This is a genomic window from Parageobacillus sp. KH3-4 (assembly GCF_022846435.1).
Classification (GTDB): Bacteria; Bacillota; Bacilli; order Bacillales; family Anoxybacillaceae; genus Parageobacillus; species Parageobacillus thermoglucosidasius_A.
This window is the reverse complement of sequence record NZ_AP025627.1, coordinates 1,401,444-1,424,554: the sequence shown is the minus strand read 5'-3', so window position 1 is coordinate 1,424,554 and position 23,111 is coordinate 1,401,444. Positions and strand designations below refer to the sequence as shown.

The 23,111-nt window shown below is 45.8% G+C and carries 24 protein-coding genes; 3 read left to right on the top strand and 21 right to left on the bottom strand.

Features of this window, described 5'->3' with window-relative positions:
• Positions 1–95: 95 nt before the first annotated feature.
• From MWM02_RS07445 to ilvD, 16 genes are all read right to left on the bottom strand, one after another.
• A complete protein-coding gene (locus MWM02_RS07445; protein ID WP_244403346.1) occupies positions 96–884 on the bottom strand; it encodes an enoyl-CoA hydratase-related protein in 789 nt (262 codons plus the stop codon).
• A 14-nt stretch (positions 885–898) separates the two neighbouring features.
• A complete protein-coding gene (locus MWM02_RS07440) occupies positions 899–2,104 on the bottom strand; it encodes a thiolase family protein (RefSeq protein ID WP_244403345.1) in 1,206 nt (401 codons plus the stop codon).
• A 19-nt stretch (positions 2,105–2,123) separates the two neighbouring features.
• Entirely contained in the window at positions 2,124–2,981 is an 858-nt protein-coding gene (locus MWM02_RS07435; RefSeq protein WP_064551556.1) for a 3-hydroxyacyl-CoA dehydrogenase, read from the bottom strand.
• Between the two features lie 75 nt (positions 2,982–3,056).
• Positions 3,057–4,574 carry an aldehyde dehydrogenase family protein gene (locus MWM02_RS07430; protein WP_244403344.1) on the bottom strand — a complete coding sequence of 506 codons (1,518 nt, stop codon included), beginning with the start codon at positions 4,572–4,574 and terminating at the stop codon, positions 3,057–3,059.
• 25 nt (positions 4,575–4,599) lie between these two features.
• Positions 4,600–5,373, bottom strand: coding sequence for an enoyl-CoA hydratase-related protein (locus MWM02_RS07425; protein ID WP_064551552.1), 774 nt, complete (start codon positions 5,371–5,373; stop codon positions 4,600–4,602).
• A gap of 15 nt (positions 5,374–5,388) precedes the next feature.
• On the bottom strand, positions 5,389–6,165 hold the full coding sequence (locus tag MWM02_RS07420; protein ID WP_244403343.1) for an enoyl-CoA hydratase/isomerase family protein: 777 nt from the start codon (positions 6,163–6,165) through the stop codon (positions 5,389–5,391).
• Positions 6,158–6,469, bottom strand: coding sequence for an EthD family reductase (locus MWM02_RS07415; RefSeq protein ID WP_064551550.1), 312 nt, complete (start codon positions 6,467–6,469; stop codon positions 6,158–6,160). The genes MWM02_RS07420 and MWM02_RS07415 overlap by 8 nt, the downstream gene beginning before the upstream one ends.
• Before the next feature lie 27 nt (positions 6,470–6,496).
• On the bottom strand, positions 6,497–6,991 hold the full coding sequence (gene paaD / locus MWM02_RS07410; protein WP_244403342.1) for a 1,2-phenylacetyl-CoA epoxidase subunit PaaD: 495 nt from the start codon (positions 6,989–6,991) through the stop codon (positions 6,497–6,499).
• A gap of 31 nt (positions 6,992–7,022) precedes the next feature.
• Complete coding sequence (gene paaC / locus MWM02_RS07405) at positions 7,023–7,865, bottom strand: 1,2-phenylacetyl-CoA epoxidase subunit PaaC (protein ID WP_064551547.1); 843 nt, start codon at positions 7,863–7,865, stop codon at positions 7,023–7,025.
• Positions 7,841–8,194: a 1,2-phenylacetyl-CoA epoxidase subunit PaaB gene (paaB, locus tag MWM02_RS07400; RefSeq protein ID WP_244403341.1), complete on the bottom strand. Its 354-nt coding sequence runs from the start codon at positions 8,192–8,194 to the stop codon at positions 7,841–7,843. Before paaB ends, paaC begins: the two co-directional genes overlap by 25 nt.
• Positions 8,195–8,211: 17 nt before the next feature.
• On the bottom strand, positions 8,212–9,180 hold the full coding sequence (gene paaA / locus MWM02_RS07395) for a 1,2-phenylacetyl-CoA epoxidase subunit PaaA (RefSeq protein WP_064551543.1): 969 nt from the start codon (positions 9,178–9,180) through the stop codon (positions 8,212–8,214).
• 93 nt (positions 9,181–9,273) lie between these two features.
• Complete coding sequence (gene paaK, locus MWM02_RS07390; RefSeq protein ID WP_064551541.1) at positions 9,274–10,599, bottom strand: phenylacetate--CoA ligase PaaK; 1,326 nt, start codon at positions 10,597–10,599, stop codon at positions 9,274–9,276.
• 654 nt (positions 10,600–11,253) lie between these two features.
• On the bottom strand, positions 11,254–11,391 hold the full coding sequence (locus MWM02_RS07385) for a hypothetical protein (RefSeq protein ID WP_232509555.1): 138 nt from the start codon (positions 11,389–11,391) through the stop codon (positions 11,254–11,256).
• 99 nt (positions 11,392–11,490) lie between these two features.
• Positions 11,491–11,643 carry a hypothetical protein gene (locus tag MWM02_RS07380; RefSeq protein WP_244403340.1) on the bottom strand — a complete coding sequence of 51 codons (153 nt, stop codon included), beginning with the start codon at positions 11,641–11,643 and terminating at the stop codon, positions 11,491–11,493.
• A gap of 184 nt (positions 11,644–11,827) precedes the next feature.
• Entirely contained in the window at positions 11,828–12,007 is a 180-nt protein-coding gene (locus tag MWM02_RS07375) for a hypothetical protein (RefSeq protein WP_232509573.1), read from the bottom strand.
• A 236-nt stretch (positions 12,008–12,243) separates the two neighbouring features.
• On the bottom strand, positions 12,244–13,920 hold the full coding sequence (ilvD, locus tag MWM02_RS07370) for a dihydroxy-acid dehydratase (RefSeq protein WP_244403339.1): 1,677 nt from the start codon (positions 13,918–13,920) through the stop codon (positions 12,244–12,246).
• Positions 13,921–14,455: 535 nt separating this feature from the next.
• On the opposite strand from ilvD, the gene proB reads away from it, so the two are divergent.
• Positions 14,456–15,580: a glutamate 5-kinase gene (proB, locus tag MWM02_RS07365; protein ID WP_244403338.1), complete on the top strand. Its 1,125-nt coding sequence runs from the start codon at positions 14,456–14,458 to the stop codon at positions 15,578–15,580.
• Positions 15,577–16,818 carry a glutamate-5-semialdehyde dehydrogenase gene (locus MWM02_RS07360; RefSeq protein ID WP_244403337.1) on the top strand — a complete coding sequence of 414 codons (1,242 nt, stop codon included), beginning with the start codon at positions 15,577–15,579 and terminating at the stop codon, positions 16,816–16,818. Before proB ends, MWM02_RS07360 begins: the two co-directional genes overlap by 4 nt.
• Positions 16,819–16,969: 151 nt before the next feature.
• Here MWM02_RS07360 and MWM02_RS07355 read toward each other — a convergent pair whose 3' ends face one another.
• The 3 genes from MWM02_RS07355 to MWM02_RS07345 are packed head-to-tail and all read right to left on the bottom strand — an operon-like array spanning position 16,970 to position 20,381.
• Entirely contained in the window at positions 16,970–17,392 is a 423-nt protein-coding gene (locus tag MWM02_RS07355; protein WP_244403336.1) for a GtrA family protein, read from the bottom strand.
• Positions 17,364–18,326, bottom strand: a complete 963-nt coding sequence (locus tag MWM02_RS07350; RefSeq protein ID WP_244403335.1) for a glycosyltransferase family 2 protein — start codon at positions 18,324–18,326, stop codon at positions 17,364–17,366. The genes MWM02_RS07355 and MWM02_RS07350 overlap by 29 nt, the downstream gene beginning before the upstream one ends.
• Before the next feature lie 12 nt (positions 18,327–18,338).
• Positions 18,339–20,381, bottom strand: coding sequence for a glycosyltransferase family 39 protein (locus MWM02_RS07345; RefSeq protein ID WP_244403334.1), 2,043 nt, complete (start codon positions 20,379–20,381; stop codon positions 18,339–18,341).
• A 192-nt stretch (positions 20,382–20,573) separates the two neighbouring features.
• Here MWM02_RS07345 and MWM02_RS07340 point away from each other — a divergent pair, with 192 nt between their 5' ends.
• On the top strand, positions 20,574–20,954 hold the full coding sequence (locus tag MWM02_RS07340) for a hypothetical protein (protein WP_244403333.1): 381 nt from the start codon (positions 20,574–20,576) through the stop codon (positions 20,952–20,954).
• Positions 20,955–21,106: 152 nt separating this feature from the next.
• Here MWM02_RS07340 and MWM02_RS07335 read toward each other — a convergent pair whose 3' ends face one another.
• Both MWM02_RS07335 and MWM02_RS07330 read right to left on the bottom strand, forming a co-directional pair.
• Positions 21,107–21,670 carry a shikimate kinase gene (locus MWM02_RS07335; protein WP_090949970.1) on the bottom strand — a complete coding sequence of 188 codons (564 nt, stop codon included), beginning with the start codon at positions 21,668–21,670 and terminating at the stop codon, positions 21,107–21,109.
• A gap of 26 nt (positions 21,671–21,696) precedes the next feature.
• A complete protein-coding gene (locus tag MWM02_RS07330; RefSeq protein WP_244403332.1) occupies positions 21,697–22,725 on the bottom strand; it encodes a LacI family DNA-binding transcriptional regulator in 1,029 nt (342 codons plus the stop codon).
• Positions 22,726–23,111: the final 386 nt, after the last annotated feature.

Genomic DNA, 23,111 nt, shown 5'->3' with positions numbered 1-23,111 from the left:
TAATCGTAGCAAATTATTATAACGTTGGCAAGACGAGCCACCAAAAAAACGTTAAGTTATCATTTTGGATAAAAAGAGGGAGGCTCATGCGTGAGTCACTCCCCTGTAAATTGCGGTTTGCGCTTTTCACTAAACGCAACTAACGCTTCTAAACGATCTTTTGTCGGAATCGTTAATTCGTATGCTTTTGCTTCAATGGCAAGACCCGTCTGCAAATCAACGTTCATTCCTTGTTGAATCGCATATTTCGCTTGCTGCAAAGCAATTGGGCCATTTTGCAACATTTCGTGTGCCAACGCTTCACAGCTGGGCATTAAATTTGCTTTTTCGACTAATTTTGTTAACAGGCCGTATTCATACGCTTGTTCGGCGGTAATTTTACGGGCCGTTAAAATTAACTCCTTCGCTCTCGCTTCGCCAATTAACCTAGGAAGCCGCTGCGTTCCGCCAGCTCCTGGGATGATCGCCCAGCTCACTTCGGTTAAGCCCATGACTGCTCCTTTCACCGCGATTCTGAAATCACAGGCAAGCATTAGTTCAAATCCGCCGCCAAACGCATAGCCATTCACGGCGGCAATCGTCGGCTGCGGCAAGTTGGCCACAGCATCGAAAACATCGCGAATTTTTTTCACGTTGCGACGCACTTCCATTTCGTTTAACGTCTTTCGTTCTTTTAAATCCGCGCCTGCGCTGAACGCTTTGTCTCCCGCGCCAGTGAAAATCACAACGCGAATGTCGCGGTCAAGGTGAATGCGCTCGACTACTCCTCCAAGCTGGCACAGCGTGGCGTAATCGAAACAGTTCATTACTTCTGGACGGTTCAATGTCACGTAACCAATATGATTTTTCTTTTCCAGCAATACGTTTGCCATTATCATTTCCATTGTTCTTCCCCTCGTCATTCATCGGTATTTTCAACGATCGTCGCAATTCCTTGGCCAACGCCGACACACATCGTTGCAAGGCCATATTTTACGCCCCGTTTTTTCATTTCATAAATGAGCGTCGTTAAAATACGTGCGCCACTTGCCCCAAGCGGATGGCCAAGAGCGATCGCTCCACCGTTGACATTTACTTTTTCCTTGTCAATGCCAAGCTGTCTAATGCATTCGATCGCTTGGGACGCAAACGCTTCATTCAACTCTACTAAACCAATATCATCAATCGTCAAGCCAGCGCGAGCAAGCGCCTTTCTTGTCGCATAAATCGGACCAATCCCCATCACCGCTGGCTCTACTCCTGCCACAGCCGATGTTACATACTTCACAAGTGGCTTCATACCAAGTTCTTTCGCTTTTTCCGCGCTCATCAATAAAAGTGCTGACGCTCCGTCATTCACTCCTGAAGCATTTCCGGCTGTGACGGTGCCGTTTTCAAATAGCGGACGCAATTTTGCGAATTTTTCCAACGTCGTGTCTGGACGAGGATGTTCATCTTTGTCCACGACGACTTGATTGCCTTTGCGATCGTAGTATATTACCGGAACTAATTCGTCAGCAAATCGATTTGATCCGATCGCCTCTTTCGCTTTCATTTGGCTCTCATAGGCAAATTCATCTTGTTCTTCTCGGGAAATGCCGAACCGTTTTGCGACATTTTCCGCTGTTTGTGGCATGCTGTCGGTCCCATACATTTCCTCCATCTTCGGATTGATAAATCGCCAGCCAATCGTCGTATCAAACATTTCAATATTGCCGCGTGGAAAGTCGACACTTGGTTTTGCCATGACAAATGGCGCGCGCGTCATACTTTCCGTTCCGCCGGCAATGACAATTTCCGCTTCTCCTGTCATGATGGTGCGCGCCGCGTAGTTCACCGCATCAAGCCCTGAGCCACACAAGCGGTTAACCGTCGTCCCCGCTACTTCGACCGGCAATCCGGCCAATAAAGCAGACATACGAGCGACATTCCGGTTATCCTCACCCGCTTGATTGGCGTTGCCGAGAACAACTTCTTCAATGCGATGGGCAGGGAGATGTGGATTACGTTCCATAAGTGCACGAATCACAATGGCACCAAGATCATCAGGACGGACGTCTTTTAGCGCTCCTTTATATTTTCCTATCGGCGTCCGCACGGCATCGACAATAACTACTTCTTTCATGAGATTATCACCCCTTTTATTATTCTTTATCGGTATAATCATACACACCTTTTCCTGTTTTTCTGCCGAGCCGCCCCGCTTTGACGTATTGCTCAAGCAATGGTGCTGGGCGATATTTTTCCCCTAATTTTTCATACAAATATTTCAAGTTATTGAGTCTTGTATCCAATCCGACTAAATCCGCTAGTTCAAACGGCCCCATCGGATAATTGAGACCGAGTTTAATTGCTTTATCAATCTCTTCTGGTGTACCAACTCCTTCTTGAAGCATATAAAATGCTTCGTTTCCAACTAAGGCGCTAATCCGACTTGTCACAAACCCTGGAAATTCATTAACAACAACAGTTTCTTTCCCCATCTGTTGCGCAACCTTTTGAATAACATCGGCTGTTTCATCGCTCGTCTCTAAACCACGGACTATTTCAACAAGCTTCATTTTATGAACTGGGTTGAAAAAGTGCATTGCAATCACTTTTTCTGGCCGCTGCGTAAAAGATGCGATTTCCGTTGGGCTCATCGTTGACGTATTCGTTGCGAAATAACAAGATGCCGGCGCATGATGATCAATCGTCTCAAACACTTGTTTTTTAATTTCCAATTTTTCTGGCACGGCTTCAATGACCAAATCCGCCTCTTTGACTGCTTCAATTAAATTCGTCGAGTAACGCAATCGCGCTTCGGCTTCCTGCTTCTCTGAATTTGTAATTTTACCGCGAGCTATCCCTCGTTCAAAAATAGATAAAATTTCGTTTTTCGCGCTTTCTAACTGTTCTTTTTTCACATCGATGAGCGTCGTTGCAAATCCGCCGACAGCGCTGACATAGGCGATTCCTCTCCCCATTACGCCTGAACCAACTACCACAACATGACGAATCACAAAAATCCCTCCTTGCTATGTGAACAAATAAGCACTCCATCCGCAAGACAGAGTGCTTCACCAACCACTTTCACTTTACACACCGAAAGGATTGAGCGGACGGCTTCCGTAATAAGAAAGAATGCTTTTCGTTTCCGTATATAAATCAAGTGTTTCGATGCAAAGCTCGCGTCCGAATCCGGACTGTTTATATCCACCAAACGGCGTTCCTGGGAACGCGGAGAACGGGCTATTAATCATGACAATACCAGCTTGAATTTGTTTGGCCACGCGAATCGCACGTGCATGATCTTTTGTCCAGATAGCCGATCCCAAACCATATTTGCTGTCATTAGCCAATTTAATGACTTCTTTTTCATCGTTAAATTTCATCACAACAACGACCGGGCCGAAAATTTCTTCCTTGACAACTTTCATTTGATGATTGACATCCGCAATAATGGTCGGTTCATACCAAAAACCGTTTTCAAACCCTTCCACTTTCGCTTCTTTCCCGCCAGTGACAATTGTAGCTCCCTCTTCGATGGCAGATTTCACATAGCCGTCAACAACTTCTAGTTGTTCGCGGCTGATGATGGCACCGACATGGGTATCTTGCTCAAACGGGTTGCCAAGCTTTAATTTTTTTGTTTTTTCTACAAATTTTTCCATAAATTGGTCGTAAACGCTCTCATGTACGTATAAACGGGAGCGCGCTTCACAAGATTGTCCGGTATTATAGAAAATTCCGAATAATGATCCGTTAACAGCTGCATCAATGTCTGCATCCTCGAAAATGATGTTCGGCGATTTGCCGCCAAGTTCTAATGTCACTCGTTTTAACGTTTTCGACGCTTTTTCCATAATATTTTTTCCTACCGGAGTCGAACCGGTAAATGCAACTTTATCAACAAGCGGATGCTCAACTAAATAATTCCCCACTTCAGAGCCAGACCCGGTAACCACATTGACGACGCCTTCCGGAACACCAGCTTCATGACAAATTTCTGCAAGTACAATACATGTTAACGGCGTTAGTGAAGCCGGTTTGACAACAACGGAGCAACCTGCTGCAATTGCTGGGGCAATTTTCCACGCTGCCATCATTAACGGATAATTCCATGGGATAATTTGCGCACATACCCCGACAGGCTCTTTTTCTGTAAAATTATGAAACGCACCTGGCATATTGTTGACTGTACCGCGATGGCCGACAATGGCGCTGGCATAAAATTCGAAATCTTCAATCGCCTGCATCACTTGCCCTTGTGCGGCGGTAAGTGCTTTTCCTGTATCTAAAATCTCTAATTCTACTAACTCGTTAAAACGGGAACGCATAATCGAAGCAACTTTGTTTAAAATACGCGCCCGTTTGTTGACAGGAAAATGGCGCCATTTGCCGTAATCAAATGCCTGACGTGCCGCTTGAATTGCGCGTTCCGCATCTTCTTTCGTTCCTTTCGCTACTTCCGCAACCGGCTCTCCTGTTGCAGGGTTGTATGTCGTAAACGTTTCTCCGGAAACGCTTTCGACACGTTCTCCGTTAATAATCAAATGATACATTTCACGTTTTGTTTCGAGTTTCTCCATTTTTTGTTCTTTCACTGTTGACATTTGCTTTCCACTCCTTTTCCTTAACTTATTTTCCTTGAAATGATGGCGGGCGTTTTTCAAAGAAAGCGCGAATGCCTTCTCGGTGATCTCCCGTCAGTCCGGCAATACGCTGGCCGTATGCCTCTTTTTCCAAATAGTCTTCAAAGGTACAATGCCAGCTTTCACGCAAATAGCGTTTTATCAAACCAACCGCTTTCGTCGGCATATTGGCAAGCCTACCAGCAAAACGCTGTACTTCCTCTTCCAAAGATTGTTCAGGAACAACAGCGGTGGCAAGTCCGAGCTCGGCTGCTTTTTGCGCGGAAATTTTTTCGCCGAGAACCGCCAATTCAAGTGCTTTCGCATGCCCGACTAAACGCGGCAAATAATACAAATTTCCCGCATCCGGAATGAGACCAACGTGAACAAACGCTTCGACAAAGCTCGCTTTCTCTGAAACAAGCCGAAAATCACACGCAAGCGCTAAGCTCATTCCCGCGCCGGCCGCAACACCATTCACCGCAGCGACCACTGGTTTTTCAAAATGATAGACCGCTTTCATCATCGGCGCATAGCGCGTCCTTAGCACCTCCCCGTGATCCATTTCCTCCGTCACACCGCCGAGATCTTCACCAGAACAAAACGCCCGTCCTGCCCCAGTAATCACAAGGCAGCGAACGTTTTCATCATTAGCAGCTTGCTTCAGTGCTTTCGTAATTTCCTTGTTCATTTGTTCTGTAAACGCATTCAGTTTGTCAGGACGGTTTAGAGTAAGCCATGCTATACGGTCGCGCACTTCATAATGAATCGTTTCGTACAATCGACAGCACCACCTTTATCTTCCTTGAAAACGCGGCTTTCGTTTTGCGATAAATGCCGCCATTCCTTCTTTTTGATCCTCAGACGAAAAAAGCAGATAAAAATTTTTTCTCTCAAACTGCATACCTTCATATAGCGAATAGTCTACCGCCTTATTAACAGCTTCTTTAATTAAGCGAACGGATAAAGGAGGCTGTTTCGCCAGCTTTTTCGCAAACCGCATTGTTTCTTCATGCAATAACTCCGGCGCGATAACACGGTTGACAATTCCTAATTCATACGCTTCCCTTGCCGACATACGCTCGCCTGTCCAAAGCCACTCGAGCGCTTTTGTTTTACCGATTAATTTGGTAAGGCGCTGCGTTCCACCCGCACCTGGCATCACACCGATATTCACTTCTGGAAATCCAAATTCCGCCGTATCGGACGCAAATAACAGGTCACAGCTAAGCGCGAGTTCAAATCCGCCGCCTAATGCAAAACCGTGTACAGCGGCAATCGTAGGCTTTTTAATAAGCGCAAGGCGATCCCATTCGGCAAATTGATTAAGCAATTCCAGCGTAATGGAATCATCGTTTGCCATTTCGTCGATATCCGCTCCTGCTGCAAATGCACGACCGCTTCCTGTCAAGACGATGACGCGCACGTGTTCATCGCGGTCGTAAATTTCCATCGCTGTGACGATTTCCGTTACCATTTTCCTGTTCAATGCGTTCAATACGTCTGGGCGGTGCAGTTCAATCACAGCAATATTCTCATCAACACGTGTATGAATGTGCGCAAACTCAGTCATTTTTCACTTCCTCGCCTACCATCAAAGTTACGATATCGCCTGCAAACGACATTAAATCTTTTCCTGACGCTTTTGCTTCACTCGTTTTCATTGCTTCTTTGAACGCTTCATAACTGTCATAGTACATTTCGCATAATAAGTAATATTCACTCTCTCCCCCCATCGGCGTACCGGTAATTTTCGTTACTTCCATTTTGCGAAGTCCTGGAATTTTCGCGGTAATTGGGGCATGCGTACCAAAATAATGTTCATCAAATTTTTCTTTATCTTTTGGTTGTTTATAAAGGGCAATCATTTTAATCATTGTTCTCTTCTCCTTTTTATAAATTTTTTACATCCATGTTGAAATCGGTTTCATCACTTCAAACGGATTTTTGCATTGTTTACAGTAGAAAATGCTTCTGCAAGCGGTAGGTCCAAACAAGTTTTCTATTACTGTAAAGGAAGAGTGACAATAAGGACACTCGACGTGCCACTCGCCGTTTGGACCGACTTGCCGAGGTGGTGGCGCAATACCAAATTCTTTTAGCTTTTCCCGCCCTTTCTCTGTGATTCGGTCAGATGTCCATGGTGGATGGCGAATAAATTCTACAGTAACGCGCTCGATTCCTTCTAACTGCAAAAGAGTCTGTTCGACACGTTGTCGAATAATATCGAGCGCCGGGCAGCCGATAAATGTCGGAAGTAGTTTGACTATGACTTCGCTATGCTGAACCTGAACATCTTCGACCATTCCTAAATCGATGACACTGACGGAATCAATTTCAGGATCTTTGACGGAACCTAATGTTTCTATAATTTTTTCTACCGCAAGATTGGAGGCCATCGTTACCCCTTCTTTCTGAGAAACCTATAGACTACCAAGCTGCTAGAGGGTCGATGCGATATACTTCCGACAATGTCATAATCGCTTCGTCTAAATCTGCCGTATGTTCCCCGTTTCGTCCGTTGCCTCGTTTCATACCGAACTCGCTTGGCAAATCAAGGTTTACTTCTTCAAAAACCGGTTTCATCGCTTGAACCCAACGCTGTTTTAATATCTCTTCGCTTTCAATAAGTCCAAATTCTACCATTCTATGTCCTTTCACTCCAAGCGTCAGCACGCCGCCAAAATCTTCAAATACTTTCGCAACCGCCTTTTTCATACGTTCGCGAGCCTCTCCATGAGCATTCGTAAGCTGAATGAACCATGTTCTCCAATGCATGAGGTGGTAATAAAGTTCCATATTGATTTTGACAGCAACTTGAGCGAGCGGTTCGTACGAACTATGTTTCAACGAATCAATGCGCACTTTTTTCGCCTGTGTGTAAAAATAGTGGCGAACAACGGCAAACGCCCAATCATATCGAGGCTCGCGCAAATAATGACCAGGGCCGTTTACTTCCTCGAGCAAAACCGCGTTCCGGCGTTCGGATGATGGTCGCTGATGCGCCAAATCATCTGCCTTTCCGATGCCAATGTCTTCTAGCAATTGATAATACATTGCCGCATGCCCCATCGTATCTTGATTAATGGAAGAAAATGCGATATCCTCTTCAATGTGCGGCGCAAGCCCAAGCCATTCCGAACCGCGATAAGAGAGAATAAAATCGTCATCCGCTAGCTGAAACAATAGCTCAACGAGCGCATCTTCATATTCGGGATGCTGCTGTAGTTCCTCAGGTTTCGTGATTTTCATCGTTGGATCTCGCCCTTCCATGAAAGAATCTCTTTTTCATCAAGCATTTGCTGTTCGTATTGACGCCATTTCTTTTTCAAGTATCCATACCCTTTTGTAGTGCGATAATCTTTGTTATCGATCCTCTTTAACGATTTTTTTTCTTCTTCCGTCATCATGCGGATATCCGATCGTTTCACGATCCATATGTCGGAAACAGTTTCGCGCCGCATAAAGTTCTCTTGCGCCATCACTAAAGCGATTTCATGGTTTGGGGCAAGCAGGCTAAATTGATGCTGAAGCGGTGCTGTGTCATTTTTCCTGCTAAATACCTCAAACACTTGATAAAAGCTTTTTCCGCTGTCACTCATTGCCATTCCCCCACTTCTCACACTGCTGCTGATTGACCGCTTAACGCTTCACGGACCCAAGCGTTATTGTGGTACGATAACTCGCGAAGACGAAGCCGCTCTTTCGATTTTGGCCCGTTGTTGCGAATAATTTCCTTAAATCTGTTCCAATCTGGCTGCTTGTAAACCCATCTCCCTTTCGCTTCATCAAAATGCATCGTTTCATCTGGGAGTTTTAATCCTATCGACAAAATGCGCGGCACATATTTCGTAAAGAAATCTTGACGCAATTGTTCATTCGTTTTTGTCCGTATGCGGTATTTAATCGTAATATCTTGTTTCGATGTGCCAGTTGTTGCTGCACCATCAGGGCCGAAGAACATTAACAACGCTTCCCACCAGCGATTCAACGCGTCTTGCAACATCTCTTTTTGCTCCTTCGTTCCCTCTGCAAGCGCCAAAATAATCGATTCGCCGTGCTGGGCGTGGAACACTTCTTCCGCACAAATCCGTTTTAGCGCCCGCGCATACGGCCCGTAAGAAGCATCTAGCATGTTTGTCTGCGTAATAATCGCAGCTCCGTCAACGAGCCAGCCGATCAATCCCGCATCCGCCCAAGTCGGCGCAGGCATATGGAACACGTTATGAAACTTTAAATCTCCTTTGAACAAATCTTGCATAATTTCTTCGCGTGTTTTTCCAAGCGGTGCCATTAAATCTTCGGCAACGCGGAGAAGGAGCTGACCATGCCCCATTTCATCCTGTACTTTCGCCATAATCCCAAGCTTTCTTCTTAGCGAAGGAGCTTTTGGAACCCATTCCTTTTCCGGAAGCGCTCCCATAATTTCGCTGATGCCATGCATCGCAATAAGTTTAATCAACGTCATTCGGTAGTCTTCCGGCATCCAGTCATCTGCCTCGATTTTTTCTCCTGCCTCAATTCTTTTCATAAACCGTTCATACTTTTCTTCTTCAGACAGTCGCCTAAACGATGTTATTACAGGCATTTTCCTCCACCTCCTAGTCAAATATATAACGTTTATTTAACGTAATTATAAAATAACGTTATAAATATCGCAATAATAAAATTGTTAATTTTCTTATAATATCGCCTTTTCCTTGCGGTAATCTACGATACGAGTCGCTTTCCCTTCTGAACGTGGAATGGATTTTGGTGGATGGACGTTGACATCGATAGACACAAGGCAGTGAGTTTTCAATAAATGCTGTATTCGCTTCACTAAATCGCGGACACGTTCATCGTGAAGATCGCTTCTGATTTCTTGATAGAAGCGCTCGCTTACCTCGACTTGCAATTTAACGACATCAAGCATTCCTTTTCGTAAAATATGAACTTGATAATGTGGCGCAAGCTCTGGGACCATCAATAAATAATGTTCTATTTCTGATGGGAAAACGTTAACACCGCGTATAATGAGCATATCATCAACACGGCCTTTAATTCTTGACATTCTTGTTGTTGTTCGCCCACAGACACACGGTTCTTTCGTAATTGAAGCGATATCACCTGTGCGATAGCGAATGACCGGAAACGCCTCTTTTGTCAAACTAGTGAAGACAAGCTCTCCTTCCTCACCTTCTCCCACTGGCTCGAGCGTATCTGGATTAATGACTTCTATAAAGAAATGGTCCTCGGCTACATGCAATCCATTCTGCGCTTCATGACACTCCATGGCAACCCCAGGTCCAATGACTTCGCTCAATCCATAAATATCACACGCTTTGATTCCAAATTCCCGTTCTAGCGTTCTCCGCATTTTCTCCGACCACGGTTCCGCTCCGAAAATCCCATATTTTAGCGACGTTTGTCGCGGATCCTTGCCAAGCTCTTTCATTCGTTCAGCGATGTTCAATACGTAGGAAGGTGTGCCACAAATAATATCTGGTTTAAAATCTTCAATAATCATAATTTGTCGATCCGTATTCCCACCTGATACCGGAACAGTCACCGCGCCTAACCGCTCGCTTCCATAATGGAGACCTAATCCTCCAGTAAATAGTCCGTATCCATATGCATTATGCACGATATTTCCTGGAGCTCCACCCGCAATTGTAATAGCGCGCGCTACAATGTCTGCCCAATGGTTGATATCGTTTTTTGTATACGCTACCACCGTTGGTTTTCCGCTCGTTCCGCTGGAAGCGTGAACGCGGACACAATCTTGGATTCTGACGGCAAGCAGCCCAAACGGATAATGGTCCCGCAAATCTTTTTTCGTTGTAAACGGCAGCTTCTTCACATCATTCAAAGTACGAATATACTCCGGCTTTACGCCATGTTTATCCAGCTTTTGACGATAAAATGGCACATGCTCGTATACCCGTTTGACCGTTTGTTGTAGTCTCTCAAGCTGCAACGCTTCCATCTCTTCTCTGGAAGCCGTTTCAATGCGATGCAAAATCATATTCCCATCCTCCTTTTTAAGCGCTTTCATAAATATTTTAAAAAAATAAATATATATTACGTTTATATAACGTAATATATATTTATCATCATACTTAAGTTTAAAATATATCCAATATTAAAAATTGTCAACTATTATTTTATTGCTTTTAAGCAAAAAAGAGAGCATGTGCTGGGATGATCACCTGTTAAACAGTAAAAAAAGACATTTGGATAGAATGCTCTTAGGATTCTGCCTAGGAAGAGATTTTATACTACTGACAAAGAAGGACAAACTTTTAGCGAGGAAAGTTATTCATTTGAAATGGAATACTCCCAAACAACAAGACGTATAAGGCTATTCAAGAGTATATCCATTTTACAATTACAGCCGCTTTCAAGAAAAAACGAAACGGCCTTTCCCCGATTGAATATCGAGAAAAGACCGGAACTTCGTATTCCTAACGTTTGATCCTGCGCGCTCCCCAAATAAAATGACATTCCGTAGTACACAGGCTATCGGGGGCGTCTGCTTATTGTCCATTAGAAACGACGACCTCTGTCCGCTTTCCCAAGCATTTCCCACAGTCATTGGACACCTTTTCTGTTCTAGACAAAACCTTGACTGTTTTTAAACACTTCCTGGAACTGGACTCCATTTTCTCTTCCTTGGGGTTTAAGGAACAAGTTTGTCTTTCTTACGATATACCATTCCTTTGGCTAAAGCAATAATTAACTCTTCTTTGTCGTTTAACACCTCGATTCGATATACCCCTAGACGGTTTGGTTTCGTTTCTTCACGTGCGATTGCCACTAACCTATCGCCTATTCCGCTAGCTTGTATATAATACATGGTCATCGCGATACCAACCGCGCTTGATTATGGGAGTTGCTAGCACAAGCAAAAGCCACATCAGCCAAAGAAAAAATAGCTCCTCCGTTTGTACTGCCATGAAAGTTCAGCAAATGTTCCTTTGCTTCCATTGATACTTTTGCGTACCCTTCCCCGCCCGTCTGCTGTAATGATGCCTAAATAATTAGCAAAGGGGCTCTCTTCATTTTCCAAATAAAACCCCCCATTCTTCCCCACCCCTAATTGCTTTTTTATCCATAGTTCTTTAATCTTTTGATAAAATTAATTTTTATGGATGATGAAACTTAAGGGATAACTACTCCGACATCCAACTTTTTCTTTCTTCTGACAAGCACTAAAACGATGTCATTACAAAATATTTTATCTTTGTTTTAAGTTAAACGTTTACACAACGCAAATTAGTATTATTATATTCATTTGCTTTTTTCATCTTCTTCCTTAAAGCGAATAATGGATACGACAGGACCAACGTCATATTGTTGTCAATGTCCGCAAATACGGTTGGAGCATAATAGAATCCACTTCCACACTCTTCATTTCGCTTCCCTCCTGTTATCAGTTTGTCACCTTCTTGCTTGCCAATTTAAACATACCTTTCATGATATTTAACTGCCCTTCTGATCGTTTGTGTCGCTCTGACGCAGATTGACTCTGCTTTGCTGTCAAATTCCTCTACTATATTTCTATCATAATACACTTCCTACTTTTTTGTAATCGCTTTCTTTATTTTCTGAATACAAAAACCTGTTCCATCGGCTGTAAAGCCGTTGAACAGGTTTTTGTCAATATCACTTAAATTTTCATAATCCCCCCAGTGCTCGCGGAAGTAACGAGCTTCGAGTAGCGTGCGAGATAGCCGGTTTTTACTTTCGGTTCAAATCCTTTCCAGTTCGCTTTGCGTTTTTCCAATTCTTCGTCAGAAAGCTTCGCGTTAATCGTTCTGTTCTTAATATCGATCTCAATGATGTCTCCGTCTTCAATAAAGGCAATCGGGCCGCCTTCCGCCGCTTCCGGAGAAACGTGTCCAACCGATATGCCGCGCGATGCCCCTGAGAACCGTCCATCCGTCACGAGCGCGACTTTCGTGCCAAGCCCCATGCCGACGATTTGCGAAGTTGGCGCAAGCATTTCCGGCATTCCCGGTCCGCCTTTTGGCCCTTCATAGCGGATGACGACAACATGGCCTGGCTTGATCTTGCCGTTTGCGATTCCTTCAAGCGCCTCTTCTTGCGAATCAAACACGATCGCTGGCCCTTCATGGCGCGTAATGCCGTCTTGCACGCCGCCCGTTTTAATAATCGCGCCGTCCGGAGCGAGGTTCCCAAACAATACGGCAAGACCGCCTGTTTCGGAATACGGGTTATCGATTGGGCGGATGACGTTATAGTCTTTGACTTCACAGCCGGCGATGTTTTCTCCAAGCGTTTTTCCAGTCACGGTCAATGTATCGAGATGCAGCGTTCCTTCTTTTTTGGCTAACTCATGTAACACCGCCGACACGCCGCCCGCTTCATGCAAGTCTTCGATATGCACATCGGAAGCAGGCGCCAGTTTGGCAAGGTGCGGCACCTTTGCAGCGATTTCATTAATTCGTTCGAGCGAATAATCGATGCCCGCTTCGTTTGCAATCGCCAGCGTATGTAATACGGTGTTCGTCGAGCCGCCAAGCGCCATGTCAAGCGCAAACGCGTTGTCGATCGCTTTTTCCGTGACAATATCGCGCGGCTTAATATCATGCTCGATCAAATACATTAATTGTTTTGCCGATTGGCGAACTAATTCTTTCCGGGCCGGATCTACCGCTAAAATCGTTCCGTTGCCCGGCAATGCAAGCCCTAGCGCTTCCGCCAAACAGTTCATCGAATTCGCCGTAAACATTCCCGAACAGGAGCCGCATGTCGGACAGCCATACCGTTCTAATTCGATTAAGCCTTTTTCATCGATTTTTCCGGCTTGATAAGCGCCGACCCCTTCAAATACGGAAGAAAGCGAAATTTTTCTTCCATCGCTCGTCACGCCGGCTTTCATCGGCCCACCGCTGACAAAAATCGTCGGAATGTTTAGGCGCATCGCTGCCATCATCATGCCCGGCGTAATTTTGTCGCAGTTTGGAATACACACCATTCCGTCAAACCAATGCGCGGAAATCACCGTTTCGATCGAATCCGCGATAATTTCGCGGCTTGGCAGCGAATAGCGCATGCCGATATGCCCCATCGCAATTCCATCGTCAACGCCGATCGTATTCATTTCAAACGGGACTCCGCCTGCTTCGCGAATTGCTTCTTTGACAATTTTTCCGAACTCCTGCAAATGAACGTGTCCCGGAATAATATCAATATATGAGTTCACTACGGCGATAAACGGCTTGTCAAAATCTTCTTCCTTTACTCCTGCCGCGCGCAGCAAACTGCGGTGCGGCGCCCGGTCAAATCCTTTTTTGATCATATCGCTGCGAAGCTTTCTCAATCTCAATCCCTCCATAAGTAGTTTTGTAATCTCGATGTTTTTAGTATTGTACCATTTTTTTAAATAAAATGACAATTGTATTTATTTCGATAGCAACCATCATCCTCTCTCAAAAAAGTCAAGTCCGTATAAATTGTGCAAAATCCCTCACTGTCTTATGAACTTCGTCACCGAAAAGCCAAATCTCTTTGTGCACGATTTTTATGACTTCATTTTTGAAGAAAACTACTTGACAATTTTCGAATTTGTATGGATAATTTCTAACAAATCGTTGATACGGAAAACGGCACGGGACTAGTAAATCGATGGAACGTGCAAGAGAGTGGAACCCGCAGGCTGGAAGGTTCCTCACGGGAAGTCGATTGAACCTGCCCTATCAAGGCCGCTTATGCAAACATAAGCCGTCCGCCCTCGTTACGGGCAAGAGGTGGGCGCATGTTGCGCCAAAAAAGGTGGTACCGCGGAACGCTTTTTCCGTCCTTTTGCAAGGAAGGGAAAAAGCGTTTTTTGTTGTTAAGCAGAAAGGAGGAAGCGCATGAAAAAGCAGCGAATCGTCGTAAAAATCGGCAGCAGCTCATTAACGGACGCGAAAGGCGCTCTTTGCCACGAAAAACTGTTCGACCACGTCGAAGCGATCGCCTATATGAAACAATTAGGCCATGAAGTCATCTTAATTACATCGGGCGCGGTTGCCGCTGGATTTGGGCCGCTCGGCTATCCATCGCGACCTACCACCACCGCGGGAAAGCAAGCAGCAGCGGCGGTCGGGCAAGGGCTGCTAATGCAAGGATACATTTCCGCGTTCGAACGGTTCGGCATTACGATAGGGCAAATTTTATTAACAAGAGAAGACTTTTACAGCCGCGAACGGTTTCATAATTTATTTTCCACGATCACTACATTGCTCGAATGCGGGGTTTTGCCGATCATCAACGAAAATGACTCCGTGTCCGTCGAAGAATTGACGTTTGGCGACAACGATATGCTTTCTGCGCTCGTGAGCGGTTTTTTGCACGCGGATGCGCTCATTATCTTAACTGATATTAACGGGCTGTACGACGATAATCCGAAAATAAATCCAAACGCAAAAAAATATGCGTTTTTGCCGGAAATTACAAAGGAAATGATTGAAGCGGCGGGAAGCAGCGGCTCCGCAGTCGGAACGGGCGGCATGAAATCAAAACTTCTCGCCGCGCAAAAAGCGCTATCTTTCGGTGTGAGCGTCTTTGTCGGAACGGGTAAAGGAAAAGAAAAACTATATGATATTTTGGAAGGAAAAGGAGACGGGACGTATATTGGCGCGCCATTTCACGGGCATATGCAAATGCGTAAACAATGGATTGCGTACCATGCGCCCATAGCTGGGAAAATTGAAATTGACGATGGCGCGGAAGACGCCTTGTTGCAGCGTGGAAAAAGTTTGCTCCCCGCCGGCGTCACCGCAGTGTATGGGAACTTTTCCCCCATGGATGTCGTCGAAGTCATCAACCGAAAAGGAGCCGTTATCGGCCGCGGGCAAGTATATTACTCCTCTGACGATTTAGAAAAAGTCAAAGGACTTCCTAGCAATGAAGCGAAAAAATATTCGATTAACCATCGTCCGGAAGTGATCCACCGCAATAATTGGGTATCATTGCGAAAGGAGAGTGTTATAAAATGAACGAACTGCTTACAAAAGCCAAGCAGCTGCAACAAGCAGCAAAAGCGCTAGCCCTCCTGTCCACCGAAGAAAAAAACGAAGCATTAACGCGCATCGCCGAAGCACTGATAAAACATAAAGACTGGATTTTGCAAGAAAATGAAAAAGACGTTGCGCTTGGAAAAGAACAAGGTCTTTCTCCGGCATTAATCGACCGATTGCAACTCACCGACGAACGAATCGAGCAAATGGTCGACGGCGTCCGGCAAGTCGCTGGACTTCCTGACCCAATCGGTGAAATCGTCGAAGAATGGACGCGGCCGAACGGGCTGCGCATTCAAACGGTGCGCGTGCCGCTCGGCGTCATCGGCATGGTGTACGAAGCGCGCCCGAACGTCACCGTTGATGCCACAAGCCTTTGCTTAAAAACGGGAAACGCCGTCTTATTGCGGGGCAGTTCGTCCGCGCTTCATTCGAACAAAGCGCTCGTCCACATTATGCAAGAAGCGTTGCGCGATTCCGCCGTCCCTGCCGATGCCGTTCAGCTTCTTGAAGACACGAGCCGCGAAACGGCCCAGCAAATGTTTCGTTTAAACGGCTACTTAGACGTATTAATTCCGCGCGGCGGTGCCGGGCTGATCCGCTCCGTCATTGAAAATGCCACCGTTCCCGTTTTAGAAACAGGAGTCGGCAATTGCCATATTTTCATCGATGAATCGGCGCAAAAACAAATGGCAACCGATATCGTCTTAAATGCGAAATTACAGCGCCCATCCGTCTGCAACGCTGTGGAAACCGTTCTCATTCATCAAGACTGGCCGCATATCGGCGGACTCCTTGAGACGTTGCACGCTCGCGGCGTCGAACTGCGTGGTGATTCTCGGCTTGCCTCTACATATTCCTTTATCGAGCAAGCCTCCGAAGCAGACTGGAACACCGAATATTTGGCGCCGATTTTAGCCGTTAAACTCGTGCAAGATGTCAAAGAAGCAGTCGACCATATTAACCGTTACGGCACGAAGCATTCCGAAGCGATTATTTCCGAGCAAAGTGACAACGTCCGCTTCTTTTTCCAAGCGATTGACGCCGCCGTCCTTTACCATAACGCCTCGACCCGCTTCACCGACGGCGAACAGTTTGGCTACGGGGCGGAAATCGGCATTAGCACACAGAAGCTTCACGCCCGCGGCCCGATGGGGTTGCGAGCGATTACAACGACGAAATCGCTCGTCTACGGCACGGGGCAAATTCGCTCTTAACAAGGAAAAGAAAAGAGCCGAATCCACAGCGATGGATTCGGCTTTTACTCTATAATAGCGGCGAGCGCCATATGTCCAATATCGGCATACCTACCAAACGACGAACCAATCTAACATGGATGTACAGTCCAAAGTTTGTCGTACACCCATGTTAAGAATGGGACGGCTTCGAGGCAAACACCCAAAAGCGGCTGCCGGCAAAATTGACGGCAATCCCTCCTAACGTCGCGATCAGTTTTCCGACAAACAGCGGCCAATGCCAAACATCCCGGCAGAGAAAGAGCAGAAGAAGCGTCATTGCCAGCGACAGCACATTGACGATGAGAAAACGAAGAAACTCTCCGATGTTTGCTTTTCGTTTGACCTGAAACGTCCACATCCGGTTCCACACATAGCTGTTGACCACGCCGGCTGTATAAGAACATACTTGCGCCAATAGCGCGGAAACACCCAACGAGGTAAGAAGGAAAAAGACAATAAAGTCCACAAGCGTATTTCCGGCCCCGACGAGGCAAAAGCGCCATAACGTTCGCATGTTTTCTCGCTCATTCCATATAAAACGGTACTTTTTCATACTTGGTTCCGACTCCCCATGTATCTTTGACAATATACAGCGGGCGCTGTTTTACTTCATCATAGATGCGGCCAATATATTCCCCGATCACGCCAAGCATTATAAACATAACGCCGTTGCACAATAAGGTTGCCATTAAAAGCGACGCCCATCCCGCCACCGTCGAATGCGTAAACAGCTTTAAATATAAAGTGATGATGATGCCGAGCATGCTTGAGGCGGAAAGGAAAAAGCCTAACAAACTAGCAAGCTTCAATGGTTTGTACGAAAACGATGTGATTCCATCAAGCGAAAAACGGATCATTTTCTTGAGCGGATACTTCGTTTCCCCGGCAAACCGCTCCTCCCGCTCATATTCCACGGCTGTCTGCTTGAATCCGACCCAGCTTATGAGCCCGCGGACAAAGCGGCTCCGCTCTCTCATATAGACTAACTGATCGCGCACTTTCCGGTCAATGAGGCGAAAATCACCGGTATCGACAGGAATGTCGATTTCGGTCGCCGCCCGCAGCACCCGGTAAAACAGGTAGGCGGTAACCTTTTTAAACATCGTTTCCCCTTTTCGTTTCACTCGTTTGGCATACACGACGTCATAGCCTTCTTTCCACTTTTCGATCATTTCCAAAATTAACTCCGGAGGATCTTGCAGATCGGCGTCAATAATAACGATCGCTTTTCCCGATGCGTAATCCATTCCAGCGGTAATCGCGATTTGGTGGCCAAAGTTGCGAGAAAAATCCACATATTTGACCGTTTCATCTTTCACGGCAAGCTCTTTTAGGATGTCGATGGTTTCATCTTCGCTTCCGTCATTGACAAACAACAGTTCATACGGCCCATCGGTTTGTTCCATCACGCGCTTTAGCCGGCGGTATGTTTCGCGAATGACAAGCGCCTCATTATATACCGGAATCACCACAGAATATTTTACCACACCCCATACCTCCTATCCTTTATATTCGTAAAGCTTCACACCGCGTCCCATCGGTGACGGCATTTCATCCTGTTCGCTCCAGCGCTTCGTTGTAGCCGCATTCATTTGCCATTCCGCTTGCGGCACTTCTTGGCAATGCGTCTCGATCCACTGAATCAGTTCCTTGTTGCCTTCGCCGCCTCCGCCAAACCCAGAGATAAGAAAATATTTCACTTCGCCGTTTCTCGCCATTTTCGCTAATTGCTCCGCTGTCAACACCGGGTCTGTCCCTAAAAATCCGCCCATCGCCATGACCGCTTTATCTGTTTTTAACATCAGCTCGGCCGCCGTATTGGCGCGCATCGTTGCCGCTAAATATTTCTCGCCATTATAATGCTTTTCCAAATACGCAAGCAAATCAGAAGTAACTTCCCTTTCTTCCCCGCTTCCGAAAGCGCGCCGCCCGTATGCGTCCGGGCGTTTTAAATCCGGTCCGGCGTACGGAATCGCGCTATTGCCTCCATACAAAAGCGGGGTGAGCGACCAATAAAACGGCATGACAAGAAGGCCCAACAAGCTGGCTATTTTTAAATAGCGCACCGCTTTCCTTTGATGGCGAAATGCAATGAGAAAACAAAACATGGCCAATCCATAGAGCGCAAGCGCCTGCGGCCAAATGCTTGATAATGAAGAGCGGTGTTGAAATGCAACGTACGACTCAAACAAAAACGTCATCAGCAGCGCGCCAGGAAAGAGCCATTGCCAGAAACCGTTCTGTTCTTTGTAAAACTGCCACAGCAACTCGCTTCCGACTGCGACCAGCACCGCGATCGCCGGCGCCATCATGCTTAAATAATAGCGGTGATAAAACCCGGCGACGCTAAAAAACACAGCCATCGGAACGATCCAGGCGAACCAAAACAGCATAAATTGGTGAAACGGCGTGATCGCCCGCTGCCGGCGGATCGACGCGAACAACCCAATGGCGGCAAACAGCACAAACGGCAAAAGCCAGCTGATTTGTCCAGCTAATTGCTGTTGAAACAGGCGGAACACACCAGGTTCTCCCGTTTCTCCTCTTCCGATGCCTCCCATTCCGCCCGGAGGCTGCCCGCCGCCCGGGCGGAATGCCCCCATCGGCCGTTCCCCGTTTAAGTTTGGCGGACTATGTAATGAATCATTTTGCGGATTAGAAAGCGATGAATGAGAAGATGGATCTGTGGAATGATTCATTTGTCCATTCCCATCTTGGAATTCGTTGTCGCTGCGCATGTCCCGTTTTCCGCCCGGCCCCGCTGCTCCGGTTAAACGGTCGATCCCGTTGTAGCCAAGAGCCAGCTCGAGCACCGAATTCGTCTGGCTGCTGCCGATATACGGGCGTTTATCTTTCGGAATCGCGTCGACGATGACCGCATAGGAAAGCGAAACAGCCAAGACGACGACAGTAGCAGCCATTAAATGCCCGATTCGCTTTTTCCAAGACGCTTTTCCTGCCAACCAATAGAACAAATAAAACGCCGGCAACACCATATACGCCTGCAGCATTTTCATGTTAAACCCCACGCCCACGAGCGCAAAGCTTGCGAGCAGCCATGAAAGCCGCTGCTTCCGTACGGCTTTCATCAGCGCCCATGCCGCCGCCAACAAAGTGAAAATTAAAATCGCATCAATATTGTTTGTTCGCGCTACCGCCACAAAAATAGGGGTACAAGCAAAAATCAAACTCGACCATCTGGCGGCCACCTTGCCGGCAAATGGCTTGACAATAAAATAAATCAGCAGCGTCGAACCGACGCCAGCGAGCGCTTCCGGAAGCAAGACGCTCCAATCGCTCACACCAAATACAGCCACGCTTAACACTTGAAACCATAATGCGACAGGCGGCTTGTCAACGGTAATAAACCCTTCTGGATCAAGCGATGCAAAGAAAAATGCCTTCCAGCTCTCCGTCATGCTTTTCGCCGCCGCGGTATAATATACGTTTGACCCCGCATTGCCGATATTATAGAAATGGAGAAAAATAGAGATAAGAACAATAACAATCAGCCAGCCATCCACCCGCCTGTTCCATTTCATTTTCTCACTCACTCCCTTTTTCGATTCGTCATCGCGTTTTGGCATGTTTCCAACATACAACAGGACGGTGAAAATTGAGTGAAAAATTTCATCTGCTGCATACGTGATTCGAGTTGCAACTAACATCACATAAAAATAGATTTTCCTTTTCTACTTTCTTTTTTTATAATGGGAATTGAAGGAGGTGAGAGAATGGAACAAGAAACTATGTTAAAAGAAATTTTGAAGGCATTGGAATTACATTCTGACCATATTCATGTAGAAATGCAAAAAATAAGTAGCCAGCTTAGAGCGGAAATGAAAGAGATGGGAAATCAACTGAGAACAGAAATGAAAGAGATGGGAAACCAACTGAGAACAGAAATGAAAGAGATGGGAAACCAACTGAGAACAGAAATGCAAGAGATGGTCGGAAAACTAGAAGAAAAAATGGATGAGCGATTTAATCGTTTGGAAACAAAAGTGGACAACCTGCGCATCGAACTGTCAGAAACACAGGAAACGGTCGATTTCCTCTCAAGCAAAACGCTCCAGCATGAACGGAAAATCCGCGAGTTGTACCGGCAGCAATAATCTTCTTACTTCCTCTCCCGTTGTCTGCCATATAAAAAAGCAAGCCTGCCATCGCAGACTCGCTATCTCATTTTGCATCATAAATAAGCGATCAGCCGGTTGTCTGAACAATAGCTCCCCACATTCAGATCGTGGTTGAAACAAAGCTTGCTTTACTCATTCGGTTCGTACACTTCCCATGTCCACTTGATCGACTCGACAATTTCATTTGCGGCTGTTTCCGGATCAAGATTGTTGGTTAACACACGAGAATTATGGATGGAATAGACATTTCTCCGCTGGAAAAATAATTGTTCGACTTCTTCTAATGTTTTATTCTTTAGCACAGGACGATTATCAACAATTAATGGAAGGCGCTCTTTCCAACACTCCCACGATAAATCTAGGAAAAAGACGATGCAGTGGGACAAACAAACATTTCTAACTTCTTCTTGCAAGTACGCGCCTCCCCCAAGGGAAATAATCTTTAATCGAGTGTTAGTGCAAAGATCCACAATCAATTCTCTCTCTATTTTGCGAAAATAATTTTCGCCCATTTGTTCGAAAATGTCTGGAATCGACATATGATGCCGCTTTTCTATCTCTTGGTCTACATCAATAAAATCACGATACAACTTTTTCGCTACAAGCTGACCGATCGTTGTCTTCCCTACTCCCATAAAACCGATTAGCACGATATTTCTTTCGCGCAGAGGAATGTTCGAATATGCCCCCATATTAGTGTCCTTCCTTTTAAAGCAATCTAAAAATTCAATGAACTTGATTCTCGTACGACAAGTTCCGGTTTTAAAATAAGGCGTTTCGGTTCACTTGTGTCACCGGTTATGCGCCGATGCAAAATATCCGCCGCATGAATACCAATCTGTTCCGGAAACGCCGAGACCGTCGTTAAAGGCGGGTGAAACAGGGCGGACTCTTGAATATTATCAAAACCGACAACCGCTATATCGCGCCCCGGAATCATTCCCGCTTCCTTTAAACCGAGCAATGCACCAAACGCAACCACATCGTTATAGCAAAACACTGCCGTTGGCGGATCGGGATGTTGCAAAACCCGTTTGATTGCCTCCATTCCTCCTTGCCTTGTCGCAAACGTCTGTATGAACAGTGACTCATCTATTTCGATGCCTGCTTGTTCCAAGGCTTCGCAATATCCTTTTTTTCGATCTCTCCATACGGATGAATTCGAAAAACCGCCTAGAAAAGCGACGCGACGATGTCCTTGCTGAATTAAATGTTCCGTGGCTAACCTACCGCCTTCTACATTATCAACTCCAATATAATCAAATTGTTCCCCAGATGGCAATTCCCTCGCTATTAATACAACTGGAATTTCCCACTGTTTTAGTCGCTCGACCATGTCCACCGAACAGCCAGGCACTGGACTTATGATGACACCACCCACCCGATGTTCAAGCATTGTTGACAAAAGTGCATCTTGTTTCTCTGGAGAATCAAACGTCGTTCCCAAAATGACAGTATATCCTTCTTTATCTAGCGCCTCATGGACACCGACTAACAATTCAGAAAAAAATGGGTTGCCGATTTCCGTAATAATCAATCCCACCGTAGAAGAACGCTGCGACCGTAAATTTGCAGCCACCCGATCATACACATACCCTAATTCTTTCATTGCCTTTAATACTTTTTCCCGTGTTTCTTTGGAAATAGCTGTACTCCCACGAACAACAAGGGAAGCTGTCGCCCGCGACACACCGGCATGCTTGGCTACTTGTTGCAAAGTAACGCGAGAGCGCTTTTTTTTTGTCATCCATCAACACCTGCTTGCCAATTAGATGCGTCATTATCTTTCTTGCTTCACAATCTACTCCTTATGTATAAATTAGTCAAATAAGAGTATAAACTTTATTGACAAACGTTGTCAATTAGTAGTGAATGAAAACGAACTAAGTTCATTTCATTCATAAAACAAGCCCCTTCTATTTGGTCACTCCAATTTCTAAAGACGCATTTGATCGAGTGCCAACTTGCCAGGTGGGCTAATATACAATGTGCTATAAAACAACTATATTACGTTCTTTTCTCAAGTTTTTGTATTTCTTCCTGTGACAATCCCATCATTTCTTGATTGTGCTCTCCTAAATCTGGGCCAATATAACGAATAGTCCATGGTGTTTTTCCAAATTTCGGAACAAT

What these genes read in the sequence shown, in the direction of transcription:
- MWM02_RS07335 (WP_090949970.1), bottom strand. Translation starts at nt 21,670, where the DNA reads ATGGGGGCATATTCGAACATTCCTCTGCGCGAAAGAAATATCGTGCTA.
- MWM02_RS07445 (WP_244403346.1), bottom strand. Translation starts at nt 884, where the DNA reads ATGGAAATGATAATGGCAAACGTATTGCTGGAAAAGAAAAATCATATT.
- paaC (WP_064551547.1), bottom strand. Translation starts at nt 7,865, where the DNA reads ATGGAAGGGCGAGATCCAACGATGAAAATCACGAAACCTGAGGAACTA.
- MWM02_RS07340 (WP_244403333.1), top strand. Translation starts at nt 20,574, where the DNA reads ATGGAACAAGAAACTATGTTAAAAGAAATTTTGAAGGCATTGGAATTA.
- MWM02_RS07415 (WP_064551550.1), bottom strand. Translation starts at nt 6,469, where the DNA reads ATGATTAAAATGATTGCCCTTTATAAACAACCAAAAGATAAAGAAAAA.
- MWM02_RS07330 (WP_244403332.1), bottom strand. Translation starts at nt 22,725, where the DNA reads ATGACAAAAAAAAAGCGCTCTCGCGTTACTTTGCAACAAGTAGCCAAG.
- paaB (WP_244403341.1), bottom strand. Translation starts at nt 8,194, where the DNA reads ATGAGTGACAGCGGAAAAAGCTTTTATCAAGTGTTTGAGGTATTTAGC.
- MWM02_RS07420 (WP_244403343.1), bottom strand. Translation starts at nt 6,165, where the DNA reads ATGACTGAGTTTGCGCACATTCATACACGTGTTGATGAGAATATTGCT.
- paaD (WP_244403342.1), bottom strand. Translation starts at nt 6,991, where the DNA reads ATGGCCTCCAATCTTGCGGTAGAAAAAATTATAGAAACATTAGGTTCC.
- MWM02_RS07430 (WP_244403344.1), bottom strand. Translation starts at nt 4,574, where the DNA reads ATGTCAACAGTGAAAGAACAAAAAATGGAGAAACTCGAAACAAAACGT.
- paaA (WP_064551543.1), bottom strand. Translation starts at nt 9,180, where the DNA reads ATGCCTGTAATAACATCGTTTAGGCGACTGTCTGAAGAAGAAAAGTAT.
- MWM02_RS07355 (WP_244403336.1), bottom strand. Translation starts at nt 17,392, where the DNA reads ATGAAAAAGTACCGTTTTATATGGAATGAGCGAGAAAACATGCGAACG.
- paaK (WP_064551541.1), bottom strand. Translation starts at nt 10,599, where the DNA reads ATGATTTTGCATCGCATTGAAACGGCTTCCAGAGAAGAGATGGAAGCG.
- MWM02_RS07440 (WP_244403345.1), bottom strand. Translation starts at nt 2,104, where the DNA reads ATGAAAGAAGTAGTTATTGTCGATGCCGTGCGGACGCCGATAGGAAAA.
- proB (WP_244403338.1), top strand. Translation starts at nt 14,456, where the DNA reads ATGAAAAAGCAGCGAATCGTCGTAAAAATCGGCAGCAGCTCATTAACG.
- MWM02_RS07345 (WP_244403334.1), bottom strand. Translation starts at nt 20,381, where the DNA reads ATGAAATGGAACAGGCGGGTGGATGGCTGGCTGATTGTTATTGTTCTT.
- MWM02_RS07360 (WP_244403337.1), top strand. Translation starts at nt 15,577, where the DNA reads ATGAACGAACTGCTTACAAAAGCCAAGCAGCTGCAACAAGCAGCAAAA.